An 18,330-nucleotide genomic window follows, 5' to 3' on the forward strand; every position below is an offset into this window, starting at 1 on the left:
AGAACAAACTCGGTACGTAATGACATGGTATCTCTCGCATCCCAGGGCATAAGCGACTCCATAAACGGGTTCTTATGCCTTAGTTGTAAGTGTCTACCATGTCCCCGAACAAGTGTTCATGATGTCCCCGGACCGTACAAACCCTCTCCCCAGGGGAGAGGGGATTGTATTGCTCCCTCTCCCTTTGGGTGTACGGTCCGGGGAGAGGGGAAAATGCCGGGCTCAGCGACCAAATCAAAGCATCGTCACAACCCGACGAAGCAGGCGAATTCGTGGCTCGATTGAAGCGATATCCAGCCACTCCGCCGGGCTGTGGAAACCTGCACCTATCGGGCCCAAACCGTCCAGCGTCGGAATACCGAGCGCTGCCGTATGGTTGGCATCACTGCCGCCGCCCACCGCTTGCCAGGTCACTTTTATCCCTTCTTCCTGGCCTGCCAGCTCCACAAGGCGCATCAGCAGCTGGGTTTCTTCGCTCGCGGCCATGGCGGGTTTATGGTTCACCCTTGTCAGGCTGGTGGAGACGCCCTCCAGAAACCCTTTTTCACACAGCGCCGTCAATGCCTGATGCACCCGGTCGTACTCATCGTTTTCCCAGAACCGAACATCCAGTTCTGCACTGAGTGCGGCAGGTACCACGTTCGCTGCACTTCCACCCTGAACCACACCGACGTTCAGCGTGGTGCCGCGATCGGTGTTCGACAACGCATTGATAGCCACCACGCTGTTAGCAAAAGCAGTGATGGCGGAACGGCCTTTCTCCGGCTCATTACCCGCATGTGCGGCGACACCTTCGAAAGTGAGCTTATAGCCCGCTATCCCTTTGCGTGCTTTTACCAGCGAGCCATCTGCGCGCGCAGCCTCACAGACCAGAACACAACGGGCGCGTTTAGCCAGCTTGCCAATCCACTCATGCGAGTGCACGCTGCCCGTTTCTTCATCAGGATTCATCGCCACCGCGACAGACAGGCGCGCAAGATGGTCTGCCGGGAGCGTACGCATGGCCCACAGGATATTCAACAATCCGCTTTTCATGTCTGAGACACCCGGCCCATACAGGCGTTGTTCATCGCGGCTCATTGGGCGTTCTGCCACAGTGCCTGCCGGGAACACGGTATCCAGATGGCCGACCAACAAAACATCAAATTCGGCAGACTCTGGTTTGTTACAGACAAAGACCCCCGGCCCCACGGCAGAGCCTAAATCGACTTGCTCTGTGTGCCACCCTTCCTGCTGCCAGAGGGTTTGCATTGTGGCGGCCACTTTCGCCACGCCCTCGTGGGTTTGCGTTCCGCAGTCAACATTCACCAGGGTGCGTAATTCTTCGATGTATTTTTCCAGTTCCATGATCAGTCCTTGTTCAGATAATGACGCGCATCAGCAGCATGGCTAAGAAGGCGTTGATCACCGAGATCGCGATCATCAGTGGAATGCGTTTGGCGCGGGTGCCGATAACGCCAAGAATACGGCCCAGATACTGCACCTGAGAGCCCATCAGGTAGATGGCAGGTGCCAGAATCGCTAAATGTTCGCCCGTGAGAATGCCTTTATCAAACAGGCCAATCGCGACCCCGATAGCGCCGCCCATCGACATCCAGCCGCCGATAAGCACCGCTGCCGCTTCGCCCGGCAGGCCGAACAAGCCCATCAGTGGCGCGAAGACAATGCCCAGGCCCTTCAGTGCGCCGGTAATTTCCAGCGCTTTGATGATAATGAACGCCATGACCACGTTTGGCAGGGTGCTGGTGGTGGCGATATTCCAGCCCTTGCGGGCACCTTCGACAAAGACGTCGGTAATAACGGGATTCGAGGTTGGGGCACTCATGAGGCTTCTCCCTGTGCGGAGGTTGAGACAGTCGCTTTTTTCTCGCTGATGCTGAGGATTAGCCGCATCAGGTTGGCACCGACAATTTTCATAATGAACATCACGGCGATGCAGGCTCCGATGGAGGTTGGCACAGCGGTTGTGCCGTCCACCGCCATCAGGGTGAACAGAATGGCGCCCGAGGAGAAAAAGTTCGTGATCATAGCGCCTGCCGAAAACTGGAACATGGCGAAGATATCTTTCTCTTTTTCGGTAATTTGACCCTCATCTGCCAGGTTTCGCGTCAGTGAGGCACCGACATCCGTGCTTTGCAGGCTGCCTATCAGCGCAAGCCCGGTATTCCCCGGAATGCCCATCAGCGGGCGTAACAGCGGGGTCAGAAGGCGGCGAGCGGCACGCAACGCGCCGTAGTGCTCAAGCACGTTAATCATGCCAAGCGCAAACATCACGGCGGGGATCAGCCCAAGCGCAAATAAAAATCCGTCCATTGCCCCGTGACCGCCATGGCCGCGAAAGGCGGAGGTTGTCGTGGTAATTGCCTCGCCTTGCTGATTGACGCTGCTTACGACTTTGCCGAAAGCCCCGTTGAGGGTGGTGAAATCAAAAACGCCGTACCATTCCTTGCCGCCGAGCAAGCCTGAAAAAAAGACAGCGGCGAAGGCCAACGCGAAGTACGCGCCGGGGCCTACTCTGTTTTCCTGCGGTTGTGTACTCATCTCCATTTCCTTGTATGTGGCTGTTTCGCCGATTCATTCTGCGGGCTGCGGCAGGAAATAAAATGATGTAAATCATTTTGTAACGTCAGGAAATTAATAAAGAATTGAAAATGTGATGCGTAGAACTAATTGGTGTTGATGATGGTTTATCGGCGAAAAGTGATCGACTTAACAATGTGATGTAAATACCTGGTGAGAAGTCGGTTTTCCCTGGTTGTCAGGTTGTTAAATTCAGGGGCGGTGTTATAGATACAAAATGTAACATCTTCCCCCTACACTGACGGACTAAGACCATGAACAACCCAGGGAAATACCTTATATGGGCAGTTCTCTCGATTGTGGGAGCCTTTGCCCTTGGCTACATCGCACTGAATCGTGGTGAACAAATCAACGCACTGTGGATAGTGGTGGCGGCGGTTTGTATCTACCTCATTGCCTATCGTTTTTACGGCCGCTATATCGCCAAAAACGTGCTGGCCGTTGACCCCACCCGCATGACGCCAGCTGTGCGTCATAATGACGGGCTGGATTATGTTCCGACCGATAAGAAAGTGCTGTTCGGTCACCATTTTGCCGCGATTGCCGGAGCCGGGCCGTTGGTTGGGCCGGTGCTGGCGGCGCAAATGGGCTATCTGCCCGGGATGATCTGGATTCTGGCAGGGGTTGTGCTCGCCGGGGCCGTGCAGGACTTTATGGTGCTGTTTGTCTCCACGCGTCGTGACGGACGTTCTCTTGGTGAGCTGGTGAAAGAGGAGATGGGCGCCACGGCCGGGGTTATCGCGCTGATAGCGACCTTCATGATCATGGTTATCATCCTTGCGGTGTTGGCGATGATCGTGGTGAAGGCGCTGACCCACAGCCCGTGGGGCACCTATACCGTTGCCTTTACTATCCCGCTGGCGATTTTCATGGGCATCTACATTCGCTATTTGCGCCCCGGGCGTATTGGTGAAGTGTCGGTGATTGGCCTGGTGCTGCTGGTGTTTGCCATTATTTCTGGCGGCTGGGTGGCAGAAAGCCCGACGTGGGCGCCGTGGTTTGATTTCACCGGCGTGCAGCTGACCTGGATGCTGGTGGGCTACGGTTTTGTTGCCGCAGTATTGCCCGTCTGGCTGTTACTGGCTCCGCGCGATTATCTCTCTACTTTCCTGAAAATCGGCACCATCGTGGGGCTGGCGATTGGCATCCTGATCATGCGTCCGACGCTGACCATGCCTGCGCTGACCAAGTTTATCGATGGTACTGGCCCGGTCTGGACGGGGAACCTGTTCCCGTTCCTGTTTATCACCATTGCCTGTGGCGCTGTTTCTGGGTTCCACGCGTTGATCGCCTCTGGCACCACGCCAAAAATGCTCGCCAATGAAGGTCAGGCTTGCCTGATTGGCTACGGCGGCATGCTGATGGAATCTTTCGTGGCGATCATGGCGCTGGTTGCCGCCTGTATTATCGACCCGGGTGTCTATTTCGCCATGAACAGCCCGATGGCGGTTCTTGCGCCAGCGGGTACCACCGATGTGGTTGCTTCAGCGGCGCAGGTCGTCAGCAGTTGGGGCTTCGCCATTACGCCGGACACGCTGACGCAAATCGCTAACGAAGTTGGGGAGCAGTCGATCATTTCCAGGGCAGGCGGCGCGCCAACGCTGGCCGTGGGGATGGCGTACATTCTGCACGGTTCGCTTGGCGGTCTGATGGATGTGTCTTTCTGGTATCACTTCGCCATTCTGTTTGAAGCGCTGTTTATTCTGACGGCGGTGGATGCCGGCACACGAGCCGCTCGCTTTATGTTGCAGGATTTGCTGGGGGTGATCAGCCCGAACCTGAAACGCACGGATTCCCTGCCTGCCAACCTGCTGGCTACGGCGCTGTGTGTGCTGGCGTGGGGTTACTTCCTGCATCAGGGCGTAGTCGATCCGCTGGGCGGTATCAACACCCTGTGGCCGCTGTTCGGTATCGCCAACCAGATGCTGGCGGGGATGGCTCTGATGCTCTGCGCAGTCGTGCTGTTCAAAATGAAACGTCAGCGCTTCGCGTGGGTTGCGCTGGTACCCACGGCGTGGCTGTTAATTTGTACCCTGACCGCAGGCTGGCAGAAAGCCTTCAGCAGCGATGCGAAAGTGGGCTTCCTGGCGATTGCCAATAAGTTCCAGGCGATGATCGACAGCGGTAAGATCCCGGCGCAGTACACCGAGTCGCAACTGTCGCAACTTGTGTTCAATAACCGTCTGGATGCAGGGCTGACCATCTTCTTTATGGTGGTTGTGGTGGTGCTGGCGTTCTATTCTGTGAAGACTGCGCTGGCAGCACTGAAAGAAGACAAACCGACCGCCAAAGAAACGCCTTATGAGCCAATGCCGGAAAATCTGGAACAGATTGTGGCCCAGGCGAAGAGCGCGCATTAAGCTGGGTGCCAGCCCCTCTCCCTAACCCTCTCCCAAAGGGAGAGGGGACAGACAGTGCGCCTGGCTCGTTCACCCTCTCCCAGGCGAGGTGAGTGGGAACTTTTCTTTCTCCCTCTCCCTTTGGGAGAGGGCAGGGGAGAGGGGATCTACAGGAGATAACATGTTCGACACACTCTCAAAAGCCGGGAAATACCTCGGCCAGGCGGCAAAAATGATGATTGGCGTGCCTGATTACGACAACTATGTGGAGCACACGCGCCTGAACCATCCGGACAAAACGCCGATGACCTACGAAGAGTTTTTCCGTGAGCGTCAGGACGCACGCTACGGCGGTAAAGGCGGCGCGAAGTGCTGTTAGCCTTCTTTCGGCAGAAAGAGGCTGATTTGTTCCTGAGTGCAGCCATAGATAGCGGCCAGTTTCTCTCTGGTGCGCTTTTGCGGACGGGAATCCGGTGATTCCAGTTGCGAGACTGCCGACTGAGTAATGCCAAGTTTATCCGCCACTTCCTGCTGCGACAGGCCACGGTAAATACGCCAGGCCGCCTGTAGGCTGACGTCGTCTCTGTCCATCAGGCACGCGACCACATGTGGAATGGGTACATCGTCATACTCATCATGTTCAATGGGGATCTCTTCCCAATTCTCTTCTTCACCTTCCTCTTCAAGGGGGACGCGGTCGAGCATCATGTTGAACCACACGTGGTAGGGCACCACGACGTATTGGGTGTTGCCTTGTTCATCCTTGATAAATTGTATATTCATAGCTTGCTGGCTCCTCATGGAAGGAATAGGTTTTTGAGGTTCTTCGCAGTACATCGAAGATATAACAGGCCTCGTTGTTCTCACCCGTCCTGGTAAAAATGATCCGATAATCCCCGACCCTTAACCGATACAGTTCATCTGGAACACGGAGTTTTTCGATATCCAGTGGGGGAGCACTGATATCCCCGAGCATTTCTAATTTTGCGATGATCCGCAGTCGGTCTCGCTTCTCAATTTTCAGGAAATGTCTTCTCGCTGTCTTCGACCAGAGGATCGTTAATTTCTGCTGCACCTGCATCGTACACCTCTTCGATTATTAGTAAATAATTAGATTATTAGTTGTTCAGGTATTAGAGAATATCTGGCAGTGTAGAAGCAGAAAGGCGAAGGGGAAAAGAGGAAATGCATCAGCTTACGAGGCAGGCTGCAAGCGCCTTTGCCGGTTGACAAAGGCGTGCAGTAAAACGGGAAGCGGGGTCGCAAAAGCAGAAGTACGAAACCGGACTCAGGCGTTTACGCCACCATCAACATCGAGACCTGTGCCTGTAATTTGCCCGGCGGCTGGACTTGCGAGGAAGGTCACGGCGGCGGCAATATCTTCCGGTTTCCCGTAATGCCCGACGGCAATCTGTTTGACTTGCTCCCGGCCCTGTTCGCTGTCAGCCGGATTCATGTCGCTGTCGGTAGGGCCGGGATGCACAAGATTGACGGTAATGCCACGCGGGCCCAAATCTCTCGCCAGGCCACGAGTAAAGGAATTCAGCGCGGATTTGCTCATTGAGTAAACCGCGATCCCCTCGAACGCCACCCGGTTTGCGAGGCAACTGCCGATGTTAATAATGCGTCCGCCTTGTCCGAGATGGGGAAGCGCTGCCTGAGTCGCAATCACTACGCCGCGAATATTCACGCCGATCACCGCATCGATGTCTTCGAGCGACATCGTTTCCAGCGGGCCGCCGCGTGCAATGCCGGCGTTATTCACCAGAATATCCAGTCCGCCGAGCGTATGAGCCGTTTCGTTCACCGCGTCCACAATGGCTTGCGCATTACTGCTGTCAGCCTGAATAGCGTGTCCTTTGCGCCCGAGGGCACGAATTTCATTCGCTACGGCTTGAGCCTTGTCGGCAGATTTTTCATAAGTGATAACCACATCGGCGCCGGCTTTCGCCAGTGATAAGGCAATAGCTCGGCCAAGTCCACGGCTGGCACCGGTCACCAACGCGCGTTTACCCGTCAAATCGATATGCATAGTTGCTCCGAAGTCCTGGTGTGAGAGTCATCATTAGGTATAGAGGGGGAATGTTCCCCGTCAATGGAGCAGAAAGAGGTTATTTGCGGCCACGTTGAGGATCAGCGGGTTAGCGCAGCGACCTTTACAATCGGCAGCGGCGATGTGTCTCCCGAAATATCGCTGTTGCTCATTTGTTATTTTTCTGTGTATTATCGCTGGCCTGATAAACCATCCGGACATCCGGATGGCTAATATCTTTTGGCTTTATCTTATGCTTTTTACGCCGTTGTCAGTCCATAACGGCTGTGGAAGAGTCAGTGAAACAGACAATTAACAAAGGGTTCACAGCGGATGGCAGTCAATCGTCTCGACATGCGCAATATCAGCCTGGCCTTTTCCGGTTTTAAGGCACTGACTCAGGTGGCATTGACGCTCACCGGGGGGTCTGTACATGCCTTAACAGGGGCGAATGGCGCGGGAAAGTCGACGCTGATGGCGGTGCTTTGCGGCACTTACGACCACTACGACGGCGAGATTGAGATTAACAGTCAGCCTGTAAACCTCCGTTCTCCACGCGATGCAAAGCAACTGGGCATTCATCTGGTACAGCAGGAAGTCGATGTTGCGCTGGTGCCGGGGTTGTCGATTGCGGAAAACATCATGCTCGACCATCTGGCGGGGCCGAATTATCGCTTTAGCTGGCGACAGGTGCGGCAGCAGGCCAAAGAAGCCCTGGCGCAGCTGGATGTGGATCTGGATGTTCGCCGCTCGATAGACAGCTGTTCCCTGGCCGAAAAACAGCAAATTTTGCTGGCACGCGCGCTCTCGCACCATTGCCGATTTCTGATTCTGGATGAACCGACCGCACCGCTCGACAGCCATGAAAGCGAACGGTTGTTTAACGTAGTCAGACGCCTGCAACAGCAGGGTATCGGCATTGTGTTTATCTCTCACCGCATTCATGAGCTGAAAGCTGTCTGCGACACGTTGACGGTGTTGCGTGACGGGCGACTGATTGAAAGCGGCCCGATGGCGTCCCTGAGCGGCGAGCAAATCGTTGAGAAGATGCTCGGCCACGAGCTCACCGATATCTTTCCCCCCAAACGTGACGGCTACAGCGATGACATCGTGCTGAACGTTGAAGGGCTGCATGATGAACAGCTGTTGCACGACATCTCACTGCGCTTGCGTAAAGGGGAGATTCTGGGGATCGCCGGGCTGGCAGGGGCAGGAAAAACGGAGCTTTGCAAAGCCCTGTTTGGCGCCACGAAAAGCCGGGTGACTCGCGCTGAACTTAACGGGCAGCCGTGGCAGCCACGCGATCCGGCTGATTCCGTCCTTCGTGGTTTAGCGTTGGTGCCTGAAGAGCGCCGCAAAGAAGGGATTTTCATCGATGAACCGATCAGCATGAATCTGGCGGTTGGCGCAGATAACAGCTTTTCTCGCTGGAGTCTGTTCGGTCATCGTCAGGCGTGGCGCTGGGCTGAGGAAGTGATTGCCCGAGTGGGCATTCGTGCGACGGGCCCGGCTCAGACGCTTCGCCGTCTTTCCGGCGGCAATCAGCAAAAAGTGGCCATTGGCAAATGGCTGCGCGGCAACGCCAGCGTGCTGATTTTTGACGAGCCGACCAAAGGCGTGGACGTCAAAGCCAAAACCGATCTTTTCAACCTGATTGACGGCCTTGCCCGTGAAGGCAAAGGCGTGATTTATGCGTCCGGTGAATTTGCAGAGCTGGTGGGTTTGTGTGACCGCATCTGCGTGCTGTGGGACGGAAAAATTGTGGCAGAAGTGTCGGGCGCTGAGGCCCGCGAAGAAACCTTACTTTATTACTCCACCGGAGGAACGGCGTCGTGAGCAAGGCCCTGGCAGTGAAAACGACGGCATCGGGCCGTCAGCAGTTTTTCGATTTTCTCTATAAATGGGGCATGTTGCTGACCGTGGTGGCGCTGGTGGCGATTTTTGGCCTCGCGTCGGACAACTTCCTCGATCCGTTCAACATCATCAATATTTTACGTTCTATCGCTATCGTGACGGTGATTGCGGTGGGCGTGTCGATTTCGCTGACGGTAGGCGGGTTCGATTTGTCTGTCGGCTCTACGGCTTCGCTCGCCAATGCCCTGGTTATCTCGCTGTTTGTCTGGCACGGATTTGGCACAACTGAGGCCATTGTGATCACCTTGCTGCTCTGTACGCTGGTGGGATTATTTAACGCCTTTTTGATTGTCATTCTGCGCATTCCCGACATGTTAGCCACGCTCGCCAGCCTGTTTGTGATTCAGGGCGTGGCGGCGACTTACAGCTTCGGCGGCTCGATTACCGAAAACATGGTTCTGCCGAGCGGCGATATGGCCGAAGGTACGATCCCGGCGGCTTTTGGCCTGCTGGGCCAGGTGCCGACCATCGTCATAATTATGCTGGTGGTGACGCTGGTTGCCCAACTCGCGCTGTCGCTGACTACGCATGGCCGCAGGATGTATGCCATCGGCGGGAATCCTGAAGCGGCAAGACTCTCCGGGATTCGTACCACTCGCTACAAAGTCGCGGCTTACGTTATTGCCTCGTTGCTGGCAGGGCTTGGCGGCATTTTGCTGGCTTCACGAATTGGATCTTCTCAGGTCAATGCCGGTAGCAGCTATCTGATGGATGCCGTCGCAGCCGCCTGGATTGGCTTCTCTCTGGCGGGTTCCGGTAAACCTAATGCACTTGGCACGCTGGTGGGGGCCGTGATTCTGGGCGTGCTGTCGAACGGGCTGGTGATGCTGTCAGTGCCGTATTACGCGATGGACATTATCAAAGGTCTGGTGCTGGCTGGTGCGCTGGCGCTGACCTATTCCCAGCGTCGCGCATAACACCATATATCCATAACAACAATCAGGGTAAACACAATGAAAAAAATCACGCTGTCACTCATCGCCGTGGGGCTGCTCAATTCCGTGGCAGCTTTTGCCGAAACGCCAACGCCTGTCCCGGCGGCGATTGCCAATCACAGTGGCCCAATCCGTATCGCTGTTATTCGCAATCTGGGCTCTGATGACAACACCACGCAGTTTGTTGCGGGCGCGATTCAGGAAGGGAAAAAGCTGGGCTTTAAGGTCAGCGCATTTTTGAGCAATGGCGATGATGCTAAGTTCCAGGACTTCGTCAACCAGGCCATCAGCCAGAAATACGACGGGATTATTCTTTCTCAAGGGCGCGATCCGTATTCCACTGCGCTGGTGAAAAAGGCCGTGGACGCGGGCATTAAAGTGGCGGCCTTCGATACCGCCGTGAATGGCGATATCCCAGGCGTGACGGTTTCCCAGCAGGATGACGCCTCGCTGACCGATCTCTCTTTTGGCCAGTTAGTGAAAGACTTCAACGGCAAAGCCAACATCATCAAGCTGTGGGTCGCAGGCTTCCCACCGATGGAACGCCGCGAAACGACCTACAAAGCGCTGCTGAAACAAAACCCGGGTATCAAAGAGCTGGAATCTATCGGCGCGGTCTCTTCTGATGTTCAGGGTGATACGGCGAACAAAGTGGGCGCAGTGCTGGCGAAATACCCGAAAGGGAAAATCGACGCGATCTGGGGCACCTGGGATGCCTTCAGCCAGGGCGCTTACAAAGCGCTAAAAGAGAACGGACGTACCGAAATTAAACTCTACAGCATCGATGTATCCAATCAGGATTTGCAGCTGATGCGCGAAGCGGGAAGCCCGTGGAAAGTGAGCGTGGCGGTAGACTCGAAGTTGATTGGCGCGACGAATGTGCGTTTGATTGCCAACAAGATTGCCGGAGAACCCACGCCTGCCACGTATGACTTCAAAGCCGCGGCCATTCCACAAGCGCTGTTAGTCGCGCAGCCTGGCGCGGTAAACGTCGCAACGCTTGGGAAAATCATTCCGGGTTGGGGGCAGACCGAAGACTTTATCGCGCCGTGGTTTGCGACGCTGGAAGCGAAGGCTAAGTAAAGTTTAGGCTGTTTGCCGGGCGGCACTGCGTTTGCCCGGCCTTGTAGGCCGGATAAGCGTTAGCGCCATCCGGCATAGGGAGTGCACTTAACTGTACTGACGCACGCGAGCAATCAGCTCGTCCACGCTTTCAATTCGATCCGCAAGCACGATCAGCGCGCGCCCAAGCGTAATGGCATGGCGCAGACACTCATGGCGCATGGTGTCGTCTTTAATCGTGTCGATATCCGCCACATGCGAAAGCCCCACGCTTCGGCGAATCAACTCTGTTCCGCAGAATCCAACCGCGTCTTTCCACACTTTTTTCAGGAATTCCGAGGCATAGCCTGGCCATGCCAGCGCGGCGTCCCGGCTCTTTTCTGTGGCCAGCGACTGGAAGCGTTCGGCGAAGGTGTTCCACAGTTCCTGAATATCGGCGAGGCGTTGTTCACGTGCTGCGGCGGCATCGCGAATACCTAACTGCCCCGGCAAACCGCAGTAGTTCAGCAGCAGGTTGCCGATGGCGGTGCCGACGTCAAAACCGACGGGGCCAAAGTAACCAAACTCTGCGTCGATGGCTTTCAGGCTGCCTTCTGCAACGAAAATGGAGCCGCTGTGAATATCGCCGTGTAACAGCGCTTCCGCCTGTGAGAAGAAGCGGTGCTTGAGAGATGCCACGGCGAGTTTTAACGGCGCATCCTCCCGCAGCGCGGCAACGTCTGCTTCGAGCTCCTGCGGGTAATTATTGCGCTCATGCACCTGATAAGGATCGTTGAAGAACAGATCTTCGGTGATCTCACACATTTCCGGATTGATGAACTGCGCGACCTGGGCTTTCTTCTCGTGCGGATGGAGCCAGAAATCGCTGGTATGGAACAACGTCTGCGCCAGATAGTGGCCCAGTTGCCGGGCGGCCAGCGGATAATATCCCCCCTGAATCAGTTCGCCGCGCCAGATGCGATGGTCCGAAAGGTCTTCCATCACCATTACGGCCAGCTCCGGATCGAAGTGGTGAATTTTCACCGTATGTTCAGGGCTGTGGCGATAGTGTTCCACCAGGGTTTGCGCTTCAAGTCGAGCTCTGTCGAGCGTTAGCGGCCAGGATTCTCCCACGCAGCGCACGTAAGGCAGCGCCTGTTTAACGATGACCCGGCTGATGCCCTGCGCATCAAAGATTTTGAACACCAGATTGAGGTTGCCGTCGCCGATTTCCTGCGCGGAGACCAGCTCAGACGGATTATCTAAGCCGCCAAATTGTTGCGCATAAGCCACCGCATCGTCGGCGGTGAAGGTTTGGTAGTGCGACATTGCCTCGATCCTCATTCAGTCAAAATAAAGCCATTCAGACGTCTATACATCTGTAATTCATCCTGACACAATGTGATACAACAACGCAACAGAGATTTAACGATATGCAGACATTACAGACCACCAGCCTGCGGGTGAGTGAAAATCAGTTGTTTATCCTGGATCAACAGGCGCTACCTCAGGCCTCACGCTGGCTGGAGGCCAATAGCGTCGAGTCGCTTGTCGGCCATATTCATGCCCTGCGTGTGCGCGGTGCGCCACTGATTGGTCTTTCTGCCAGCCTGTTGCTGGCGTTACTGGCGGAGCGTGGGTTAACACGCGATGAATTACTGCAAGCGCTTGAAACACTTCGAGCTTCGCGTCCAACCGCCGTCAATCTGATGAATAACCTCGACAGGATGAAGCTCGCTCTCGCCGAAGAAGACTTCGTTCCCGCTCTGGTGACAGAAGCGTTGCGCCTGATTGAAGAAGACAAACAGCTTTGCGAGCGTATTGCCGATGCGGGCAGTGAACTGGTGAAACCCGGCAGCCGCTTGCTCACGCATTGCAATACGGGCGGTCTGGCAACCGCAGGCGTGGGCACCGCGATCGGCGTGATCCATCGTGCTCACCAGCAGGGCAAAATCGCCAACGTCTGGGTTGATGAAACGCGTCCGTTGTTGCAGGGCGGAAGGCTCACCGCCTGGGAACTGGGTGAGCTTGGCGTGCCCTATCAATTAATCACTGATTCCATGGCCGCCAGCCTGATGGCAAAAGGGGAAGTCGACGCAGTGTGGGTCGGCGCAGACCGCATTGCTGCCAACGGCGATGTGGCGAACAAAATCGGCACCTATTCACTGGCGGTTCTGGCGAAATACCACGGTATTCCGTTCTACGTTGCGGCACCGCAGACGACGCTCGACTCGCAGTGTCCGAATGGTGATGCCATCCCAATCGAACAACGAGCAGCTTCAGAAGTGACAGGCGTTGCAGGCAGTTTCGGGGCCGTACAATGGGCGCCAGAAGACGCAAAAGTCTACAACCCGGCGTTCGACGTGACGCCTGCCGAGCTAATAAGTGGCTGGGTGTTGGATACCGGTGTAGTAACGCCAGAGCAGGTGGCTGGTGGGATTTTTGCTGGGTGATTTGAGTGGTTAACTGCCCGGCGGCGCTGCGCTTGCCGGGCCAACAACTTCGCAGGAGCCGGTCTACTTCAACCGCGGAAACCCTTCTGCAATCTCACTCCCGGTGAACTGCGCTATCCAGCCCTCTGGGTTATCGAAAATGCGGATTGCGGTGAAGTTCGGTTCGGAACCCATATCAAACCAGTGCGGCGTGCCTGCGGGAACGGAAATGAGATCGTTTTTCTCGCATAACACCTGAAAGACTTCATCGCCAATGTGCAGGCAGAACAGCCCGGCGCCTTCGACGAAGAAGCGGACTTCGTCTTCGCCGTGCGTGTGTTCGTTGAGGAACTTCGCGCGCAGGGCGTCTTTCTGCGGATTGTCTGCTCGCAGGCTGATGACATCCCAGCTCTGATAGCCCTTTTCCTGTACCAGTTTGTCGATGGCGTGCTGGTAGGCGTTGATCACGCTTTCAGGCGTTGGGTTGTTGCCCAAATCGCGGTCTGCCTGCCAGCGTTCGAATCGCACACCTTTGGCGTTGAGTTGTTGCTGAATTTCGCTGCCGTCGGTGCTGTGCCAGGTGGGTTCGCTGGCGTTAGCATCAGAGAAAATAGTCAGTGCGCTCATGAGGGGATCTGCTCCGGATGAATGTCGTCGAAACGAGGAACCTGGTGATGATGACTGGCGGCATCGTTGTCGCCACGGATTAGCTGCACGGTGCGAAAACCGGCCAGCTCAGCGGCATCCAGCTCCTGATGAATATCAGACAGGAACAGGATATGCCCCGCAGGCTGGCCGATTTGCGTGGCGATAGTCTGGTAAGACTGCACTTCGCGCTTCGCGCCCACGTGAGTGTCAAAGTAACCGCTAAACAGATGAGTAATATCACCTTCGTCGCTGTAGCCAAATAACAGTTTTTGCGCCGCCACCGACCCGGAGGAATAAACATACAGATCAATACCCTGTTGCTTCCATTTTTCCAGTTCAGGCAGAACATCCGGGTAAAGATGCCCGGTAAAATCACCGTTTACGTAACCTTCACGCCAGATGAGACCCTGCAAGGCTTTCAGCGCAGTGGATTTGCGATCCTCATCCATAAACCCGAACAGCGTGTCGATAAGCCCTTCGGTGGTGGCTTGCGGAGAGGCTATTTCTTCACGCAGAGTGTCCAGAATCGACTTCACGGGTTCCGCATACTGATTCGCGTTGACGAAAGCCGCCAGGCGCTCGCGGGCATAGGGAAACAGCACGTTGTGTACGAAGCGGATATCGCTGGTGGTGCCCTCAATGTCAGTCACAATGGCGCGGATCATAGTTTCTCCAGTTGGCGTAAGCGCAGCTCGCATTCGAATAAAAACTCCAGCCCTTCCAGATGGCGGCGGGCCTCGGCCACGTCGCGTCCCCAGCAGGTTAACCCGTGGCCGCGTAGCAGGAAGCCGTAGTTCAGCGGGCGTTCGGTGGCGTAATGCTCAATGCGACGGGCGAGGGCGTCAATATCCTGATCGTTGTCGAAAATCGCGATCGGTACGCTGTCGAGATGGCTGGTTTGCCCGCGCAGGGATTTTTGCATCTCATAACCGCTGAGCACCAGTTCTGCCGATTTTTCAATGCGAGAGAGGAGAGTCGCATTTACCGTATGGACGTGGAGCACGGCGTTTGCTTCGGGGAAAAGGCGATAGATAAGGGTGTGCAATCCGGTTTCCGCGGACGGTTTTCGGCCCGAGGGGGCCTGATTCGTGGCTATCTCCACCTTTAAAAAGTCGCTGTTGGTGAGTGAGCCTTTATCTTTACCGGACTCGCTGAGCCAGCACCATTGCGCATCTTCACGCACCGACATATTGCCGCCAGTCGCGGGAGCCCAGCCTTTCGCGCCAATCCAGTGACAGGCTTCGACGAGGGCGTCTGTTTGCAGGTTTGCAGTCATCTTACCTTTCTCCAGCAGGACAGGAATTATGTTGTCGTTTAGACGTCTAAGCGTCTTGATTGCCAAATCTTAACATCGTGTTATAGTGGCTTCAACAACAGTATTACAATCGGTCAACGAAACCATGAGCCATAACGCCCTGATCCCGCAAAGCAAACTGCCCAATTTGGGTACCACCATTTTCACGCAAATGAGCGCCCTGGCGCTTGAGCATCAGGCGATTAACCTGTCGCAAGGCTTCCCGGATTTCGACGGCCCACGCTATTTGCAGGAGAGGCTGGCGTATCACGTATCGCAGGGCGCGAATCAGTATGCACCGATGACCGGGGTTCCGGCCTTGCGTGAAGCGATTGCGGCGAAAACAGCGGAGCTGTATGGCTATCAACCGGACGCTAACACAGACATCACCGTGACGGCGGGCGCAACGGAAGCCCTGTATGCAGCCATCACGGCGCTGGTTCGTCAGGGCGATGAAGTGATTTGCTTTGACCCAAGCTACGACAGCTATGCGCCAGCGGTGGAGCTTTCTGGCGGCGTGTTAAAACGTATCGCGCTTCAGCCTCCGCATTTCCGCGTTGACTGGGATGAGTTTGCCGCTTTGCTCAGCGACCGCACGCGTCTGGTTATCCTCAATACGCCACACAATCCTTCAGCGACGGTCTGGCAAAAGGCGGATTTTGACGCGCTGTGGCAGGCCATTGCTGAGCGTGAAATTTATGCGATCAGCGATGAAGTGTATGAGCACATCTGCTTTACGGCGCAAGGGCATGCGAGCGTGCTGGCTCATCCGCAACTGCGGCAACGTGCGGTGGCGGTTTCATCGTTTGGTAAGACGTTCCATATGACCGGCTGGAAGGTGGGGTACTGCGTCGCGCCTGCGGCCATCAGTGCTGAATTGCGTAAAGTGCATCAATATTTGACGTTTGCGGTGAACACGCCTGCGCAGCTGGCGCTGGCAGACATGCTTCGCAATGAGCCTGAACACTACCGTGAATTGCCGGATTTCTACCGTGCGCGTCGGGACGTGTTTATTCACGCGCTGGCAGAGAGCAAACTGGAAATCCTGCCGTGCGAAGGCACTTACTTCCTGCTGGCTGATTACAGTGCGATTTCTGATTTGGACGATGTGAGTTTTTGCCAGTGGCTCACCACTGAAGTGGGGGTTGCGGCGATCCCGCTTTCCGTATTCTGCGCCGACCCCTTCCCGCATAAGCTGATCCGTTTGTGCTTTGCGAAACAGGAATCGACGCTGCTGGCCGCCGCAGAACGGCTGTGTAAGCTGTAGTTATTTCACCGTCCAGGCCTGGGAAAATTGACGGTCGGCAAACAAATCCTGCAGACCGTTAATTTGCCGCAGACGCAAAACCTCGTCCGCATCCATCCCCAGTTCTTCACCAATTTTGGCGTCCGTCCAGCCAAGCTGAGTCAGTTCACGCACAATTTCTGCCATCGCATTGATCTGATGCCGACCTCTGGCGCGGTTATGGCGGATGGTTGACGCCATCCGGCCAGACACGCTATCGGTGTCGTGCTGCAAAATGCTGACCGGCAGGTAGCCTTTCAGCTGCTTTTTCAAGCCAGCCTTAGATTTTGCAAGCTCGTGGCGATGAAATCCGTCGACGATCTCGTAGTGGATCTCGTCTTTTTTATACACCACGATGGGTTGGGTAAAGCCATCTGCTTCCAGCGACTTTTGCAGCAGGCGTTTTTCCTGCGGTGCGACGTTGTTAGGGTTGTAGTCGTTGGGGGCGATTTGCTTTTGTTTAACCCAGAGCACGCAGTCGATCGGCTGATCGTTAAACGGGCTGACGGCATGAAGCGCCTGACGAAACTGGTTTATGGCCTCGATCCTTGCGGTTTCTGGCTGGGCTTCCAGCCAGGTCGTCATTTGTTCAATTAATTGTTTTTGCATAAAATCCCCCACTCCTCGCGTTTCTTCGCAATCCGCTGGTTGTAGCGTTGATAGTGTTTGCTTTTGGTGGGGCTAAACGAAAGCATCCGGCACCAGTAATCGTTATTCAGCAGCATTTTGCAGACTCGCCGCCAGGAAGGAATATCCTTTGAGCCGGTATCGGCAGGCTGCGTGTCCGGAATATCCTCCATCCCCTGTTTTTGATACCAGCGTAAGTAGACGGCAATCTTGTTGCGATAATGCTCTGCGGTGGCAGGCGGCATGGTTTCGAGCAGAAAGAGGGCGTAGGTTTTCCAGCTGTGGCCCTCGGGTTTTTCAAGCTTTCGGTGTCCGTAAAACTGGTTATCATGCCCGGCGTAGATCCCACCGCAGTGAGCCCCGTTGACGCGTTCGCACATCGCCGCCCAGCGTTCTGGCTCCAGCACATGGTAGAGCCATAGCCCCTGACGCTGCTCCGGGCCAAAGGGTTCGCAAATGCGCATGTAGCGCAAAGGAACACCCGCCTGATACATGAGGTTATACAGCGGGTTGTAGCTGTATTGGGTACGAGAAAACCAGGTCCAGATGTCCGCTGTTTTCCAGTCATAAATCGGATAGATGTACCAGCAGTGCCCGCCGGGGGCCATGCTGGTCCAGGGTTTGTCATCGGCGAAACGCAGTTTGCGCTGTGAGGCTACCGCCAGAAAGCGAGTGTAGGACTCATCCGCACGAATGCCGATGCTGACCGCCGCCGGGCGTTTTTGTGAAAACCACTCGGCAAAATCGCGAACAAAATGCTCAAAGGACATCCCATGCTGATAAAACGGGAAATAAGCGGGATCGGTAATGGCATCGTCTGGTGGTTGCCGTACCCAATTGGCACCAGGTTCCCAGCATTGCCATTCCGGCGAAAATTGCGTTAGCGCATTGGGGGTAGTGAGCGGAAGCGCTACCCAATAAAACCGGGAAATCACGTCAGCATATTCCGCACGCATCTTTTCACAATGATCGATGGTGGTGCTGAATTGCGCTTCCCAGTCAATAAAAAGGACGCTGAAGGTTTTATTCAGTTTTCTTGCCAGCTGCCCGGCTAAATGCAACATAACGGTGGAGTCTTTACCGCCGGAAAAAGAGATGCAGACACGGTCGAAATTATTAAGCGTCCAGCTAATACGCTCCGTGCTGGCTTCCAGCACGGTTTGATCCAACGGGAGTTTATAGACAGACATTCCATCGCCTTCC

The 18,330-nt window shown here is 55.4% G+C and carries 19 protein-coding genes; 7 read left to right on the forward strand and 12 right to left on the reverse strand.

Annotated elements, in window-relative coordinates:
* Nucleotides 1–234 precede the first annotated feature (234 nt).
* The 3 genes from ACRCWW_RS19685 to ACRCWW_RS19695 are packed head-to-tail and all read right to left on the reverse strand — an operon-like array spanning nt 235 to nt 2,547.
* Nucleotides 235–1,347: a M20 family metallopeptidase gene (locus tag ACRCWW_RS19685; protein ID WP_438683895.1), complete on the reverse strand. Its 1,113-nt coding sequence runs from the start codon at nt 1,345–1,347 to the stop codon at nt 235–237.
* 13 nt (nt 1,348–1,360) lie between these two features.
* Nucleotides 1,361–1,825, reverse strand: coding sequence for a YjiG family protein (locus ACRCWW_RS19690; protein WP_330984533.1), 465 nt, complete (start codon nt 1,823–1,825; stop codon nt 1,361–1,363).
* Complete coding sequence (locus tag ACRCWW_RS19695; protein WP_438683896.1) at nt 1,822–2,547, reverse strand: nucleoside recognition domain-containing protein; 726 nt, start codon at nt 2,545–2,547, stop codon at nt 1,822–1,824. Before ACRCWW_RS19695 ends, ACRCWW_RS19690 begins: the two co-directional genes overlap by 4 nt.
* A 287-nt stretch (nt 2,548–2,834) precedes the next feature.
* On the opposite strand from ACRCWW_RS19695, the gene cstA reads away from it, so the two are divergent.
* Together cstA and ACRCWW_RS19705 are read left to right on the forward strand one after the other, a co-directional pair.
* Nucleotides 2,835–4,940 (forward strand): pyruvate/proton symporter CstA, encoded by a 2,106-nt coding sequence (gene cstA, locus ACRCWW_RS19700; protein ID WP_438683897.1) that lies wholly within the window; start codon nt 2,835–2,837, stop codon nt 4,938–4,940.
* A gap of 160 nt (nt 4,941–5,100) precedes the next feature.
* Nucleotides 5,101–5,298, forward strand: coding sequence for a YbdD/YjiX family protein (locus ACRCWW_RS19705; protein WP_097164648.1), 198 nt, complete (start codon nt 5,101–5,103; stop codon nt 5,296–5,298).
* On the opposite strand, the gene ACRCWW_RS19710 is transcribed toward ACRCWW_RS19705, so the two are convergent.
* From ACRCWW_RS19710 to ACRCWW_RS19720, 3 genes are all read right to left on the reverse strand, one after another.
* On the reverse strand, nt 5,295–5,702 hold the full coding sequence (locus tag ACRCWW_RS19710) for a helix-turn-helix domain-containing protein (RefSeq protein WP_438683898.1): 408 nt from the start codon (nt 5,700–5,702) through the stop codon (nt 5,295–5,297). The genes ACRCWW_RS19705 and ACRCWW_RS19710 overlap by 4 nt on opposite strands.
* A complete protein-coding gene (locus tag ACRCWW_RS19715) occupies nt 5,677–6,000 on the reverse strand; it encodes a type II toxin-antitoxin system RelE family toxin (RefSeq protein WP_438683899.1) in 324 nt (107 codons plus the stop codon). Before ACRCWW_RS19715 ends, ACRCWW_RS19710 begins: the two co-directional genes overlap by 26 nt.
* 207 nt (nt 6,001–6,207) lie before the next feature.
* On the reverse strand, nt 6,208–6,951 hold the full coding sequence (locus ACRCWW_RS19720; RefSeq protein WP_438683900.1) for a 3-oxoacyl-ACP reductase family protein: 744 nt from the start codon (nt 6,949–6,951) through the stop codon (nt 6,208–6,210).
* A 333-nt stretch (nt 6,952–7,284) separates the two neighbouring features.
* Between ACRCWW_RS19720 and ACRCWW_RS19725 the strand changes: the two genes are divergently transcribed.
* From ACRCWW_RS19725 to ACRCWW_RS19735, 3 genes are read left to right on the forward strand one after another with little or no spacing between them, the layout of a single operon-like run.
* Entirely contained in the window at nt 7,285–8,787 is a 1,503-nt protein-coding gene (locus ACRCWW_RS19725) for a sugar ABC transporter ATP-binding protein (RefSeq protein ID WP_438683901.1), read from the forward strand.
* Nucleotides 8,784–9,782 carry an ABC transporter permease gene (locus tag ACRCWW_RS19730; protein WP_404657280.1) on the forward strand — a complete coding sequence of 333 codons (999 nt, stop codon included), beginning with the start codon at nt 8,784–8,786 and terminating at the stop codon, nt 9,780–9,782. Before ACRCWW_RS19725 ends, ACRCWW_RS19730 begins: the two co-directional genes overlap by 4 nt.
* A 36-nt stretch (nt 9,783–9,818) precedes the next feature.
* The gene (locus tag ACRCWW_RS19735) at nt 9,819–10,883 is read left to right on the forward strand and encodes a sugar ABC transporter substrate-binding protein (protein ID WP_438683902.1); all 1,065 of its coding nucleotides are present in this window, start codon (nt 9,819–9,821) and stop codon (nt 10,881–10,883) included.
* Nucleotides 10,884–10,970: 87 nt separating this feature from the next.
* On the opposite strand, the gene mtnK is transcribed toward ACRCWW_RS19735, so the two are convergent.
* Nucleotides 10,971–12,170 carry an S-methyl-5-thioribose kinase gene (gene mtnK, locus ACRCWW_RS19740; protein WP_438683903.1) on the reverse strand — a complete coding sequence of 400 codons (1,200 nt, stop codon included), beginning with the start codon at nt 12,168–12,170 and terminating at the stop codon, nt 10,971–10,973.
* A 104-nt stretch (nt 12,171–12,274) separates the two neighbouring features.
* Between mtnK and mtnA the strand changes: the two genes are divergently transcribed.
* Complete coding sequence (mtnA, locus tag ACRCWW_RS19745; protein WP_438683904.1) at nt 12,275–13,294, forward strand: S-methyl-5-thioribose-1-phosphate isomerase; 1,020 nt, start codon at nt 12,275–12,277, stop codon at nt 13,292–13,294.
* A 63-nt stretch (nt 13,295–13,357) separates the two neighbouring features.
* Here mtnA and ACRCWW_RS19750 read toward each other — a convergent pair whose 3' ends face one another.
* The 3 genes from ACRCWW_RS19750 to ACRCWW_RS19760 are packed head-to-tail and all read right to left on the reverse strand — an operon-like array spanning nt 13,358 to nt 15,197.
* Nucleotides 13,358–13,900 carry a 1,2-dihydroxy-3-keto-5-methylthiopentene dioxygenase gene (locus tag ACRCWW_RS19750; RefSeq protein ID WP_438683905.1) on the reverse strand — a complete coding sequence of 181 codons (543 nt, stop codon included), beginning with the start codon at nt 13,898–13,900 and terminating at the stop codon, nt 13,358–13,360.
* A complete protein-coding gene (mtnC, locus tag ACRCWW_RS19755) occupies nt 13,897–14,586 on the reverse strand; it encodes an acireductone synthase (RefSeq protein ID WP_438683906.1) in 690 nt (229 codons plus the stop codon). The genes ACRCWW_RS19750 and mtnC overlap by 4 nt, the downstream gene beginning before the upstream one ends.
* Complete coding sequence (locus ACRCWW_RS19760) at nt 14,583–15,197, reverse strand: methylthioribulose 1-phosphate dehydratase (protein ID WP_438683907.1); 615 nt, start codon at nt 15,195–15,197, stop codon at nt 14,583–14,585. Before ACRCWW_RS19760 ends, mtnC begins: the two co-directional genes overlap by 4 nt.
* 124 nt (nt 15,198–15,321) lie before the next feature.
* On the opposite strand from ACRCWW_RS19760, the gene ACRCWW_RS19765 reads away from it, so the two are divergent.
* Nucleotides 15,322–16,482, forward strand: a complete 1,161-nt coding sequence (locus ACRCWW_RS19765) for a pyridoxal phosphate-dependent aminotransferase (protein WP_438683908.1) — start codon at nt 15,322–15,324, stop codon at nt 16,480–16,482.
* Here ACRCWW_RS19765 and ACRCWW_RS19770 read toward each other — a convergent pair whose 3' ends face one another.
* Together ACRCWW_RS19770 and ACRCWW_RS19775 are read right to left on the reverse strand one after the other, a co-directional pair.
* Nucleotides 16,483–17,109 carry a ParB N-terminal domain-containing protein gene (locus ACRCWW_RS19770; RefSeq protein ID WP_438683909.1) on the reverse strand — a complete coding sequence of 209 codons (627 nt, stop codon included), beginning with the start codon at nt 17,107–17,109 and terminating at the stop codon, nt 16,483–16,485.
* A complete protein-coding gene (locus ACRCWW_RS19775) occupies nt 17,094–18,317 on the reverse strand; it encodes a phosphoadenosine phosphosulfate reductase (RefSeq protein WP_438683910.1) in 1,224 nt (407 codons plus the stop codon). The genes ACRCWW_RS19770 and ACRCWW_RS19775 overlap by 16 nt, the downstream gene beginning before the upstream one ends.
* Nucleotides 18,318–18,330 lie beyond the last annotated feature (13 nt).

It is taken from the genome of Scandinavium sp., from assembly GCF_051650185.1.
Taxonomy (GTDB): Bacteria; Pseudomonadota; Gammaproteobacteria; order Enterobacterales; family Enterobacteriaceae; genus Scandinavium.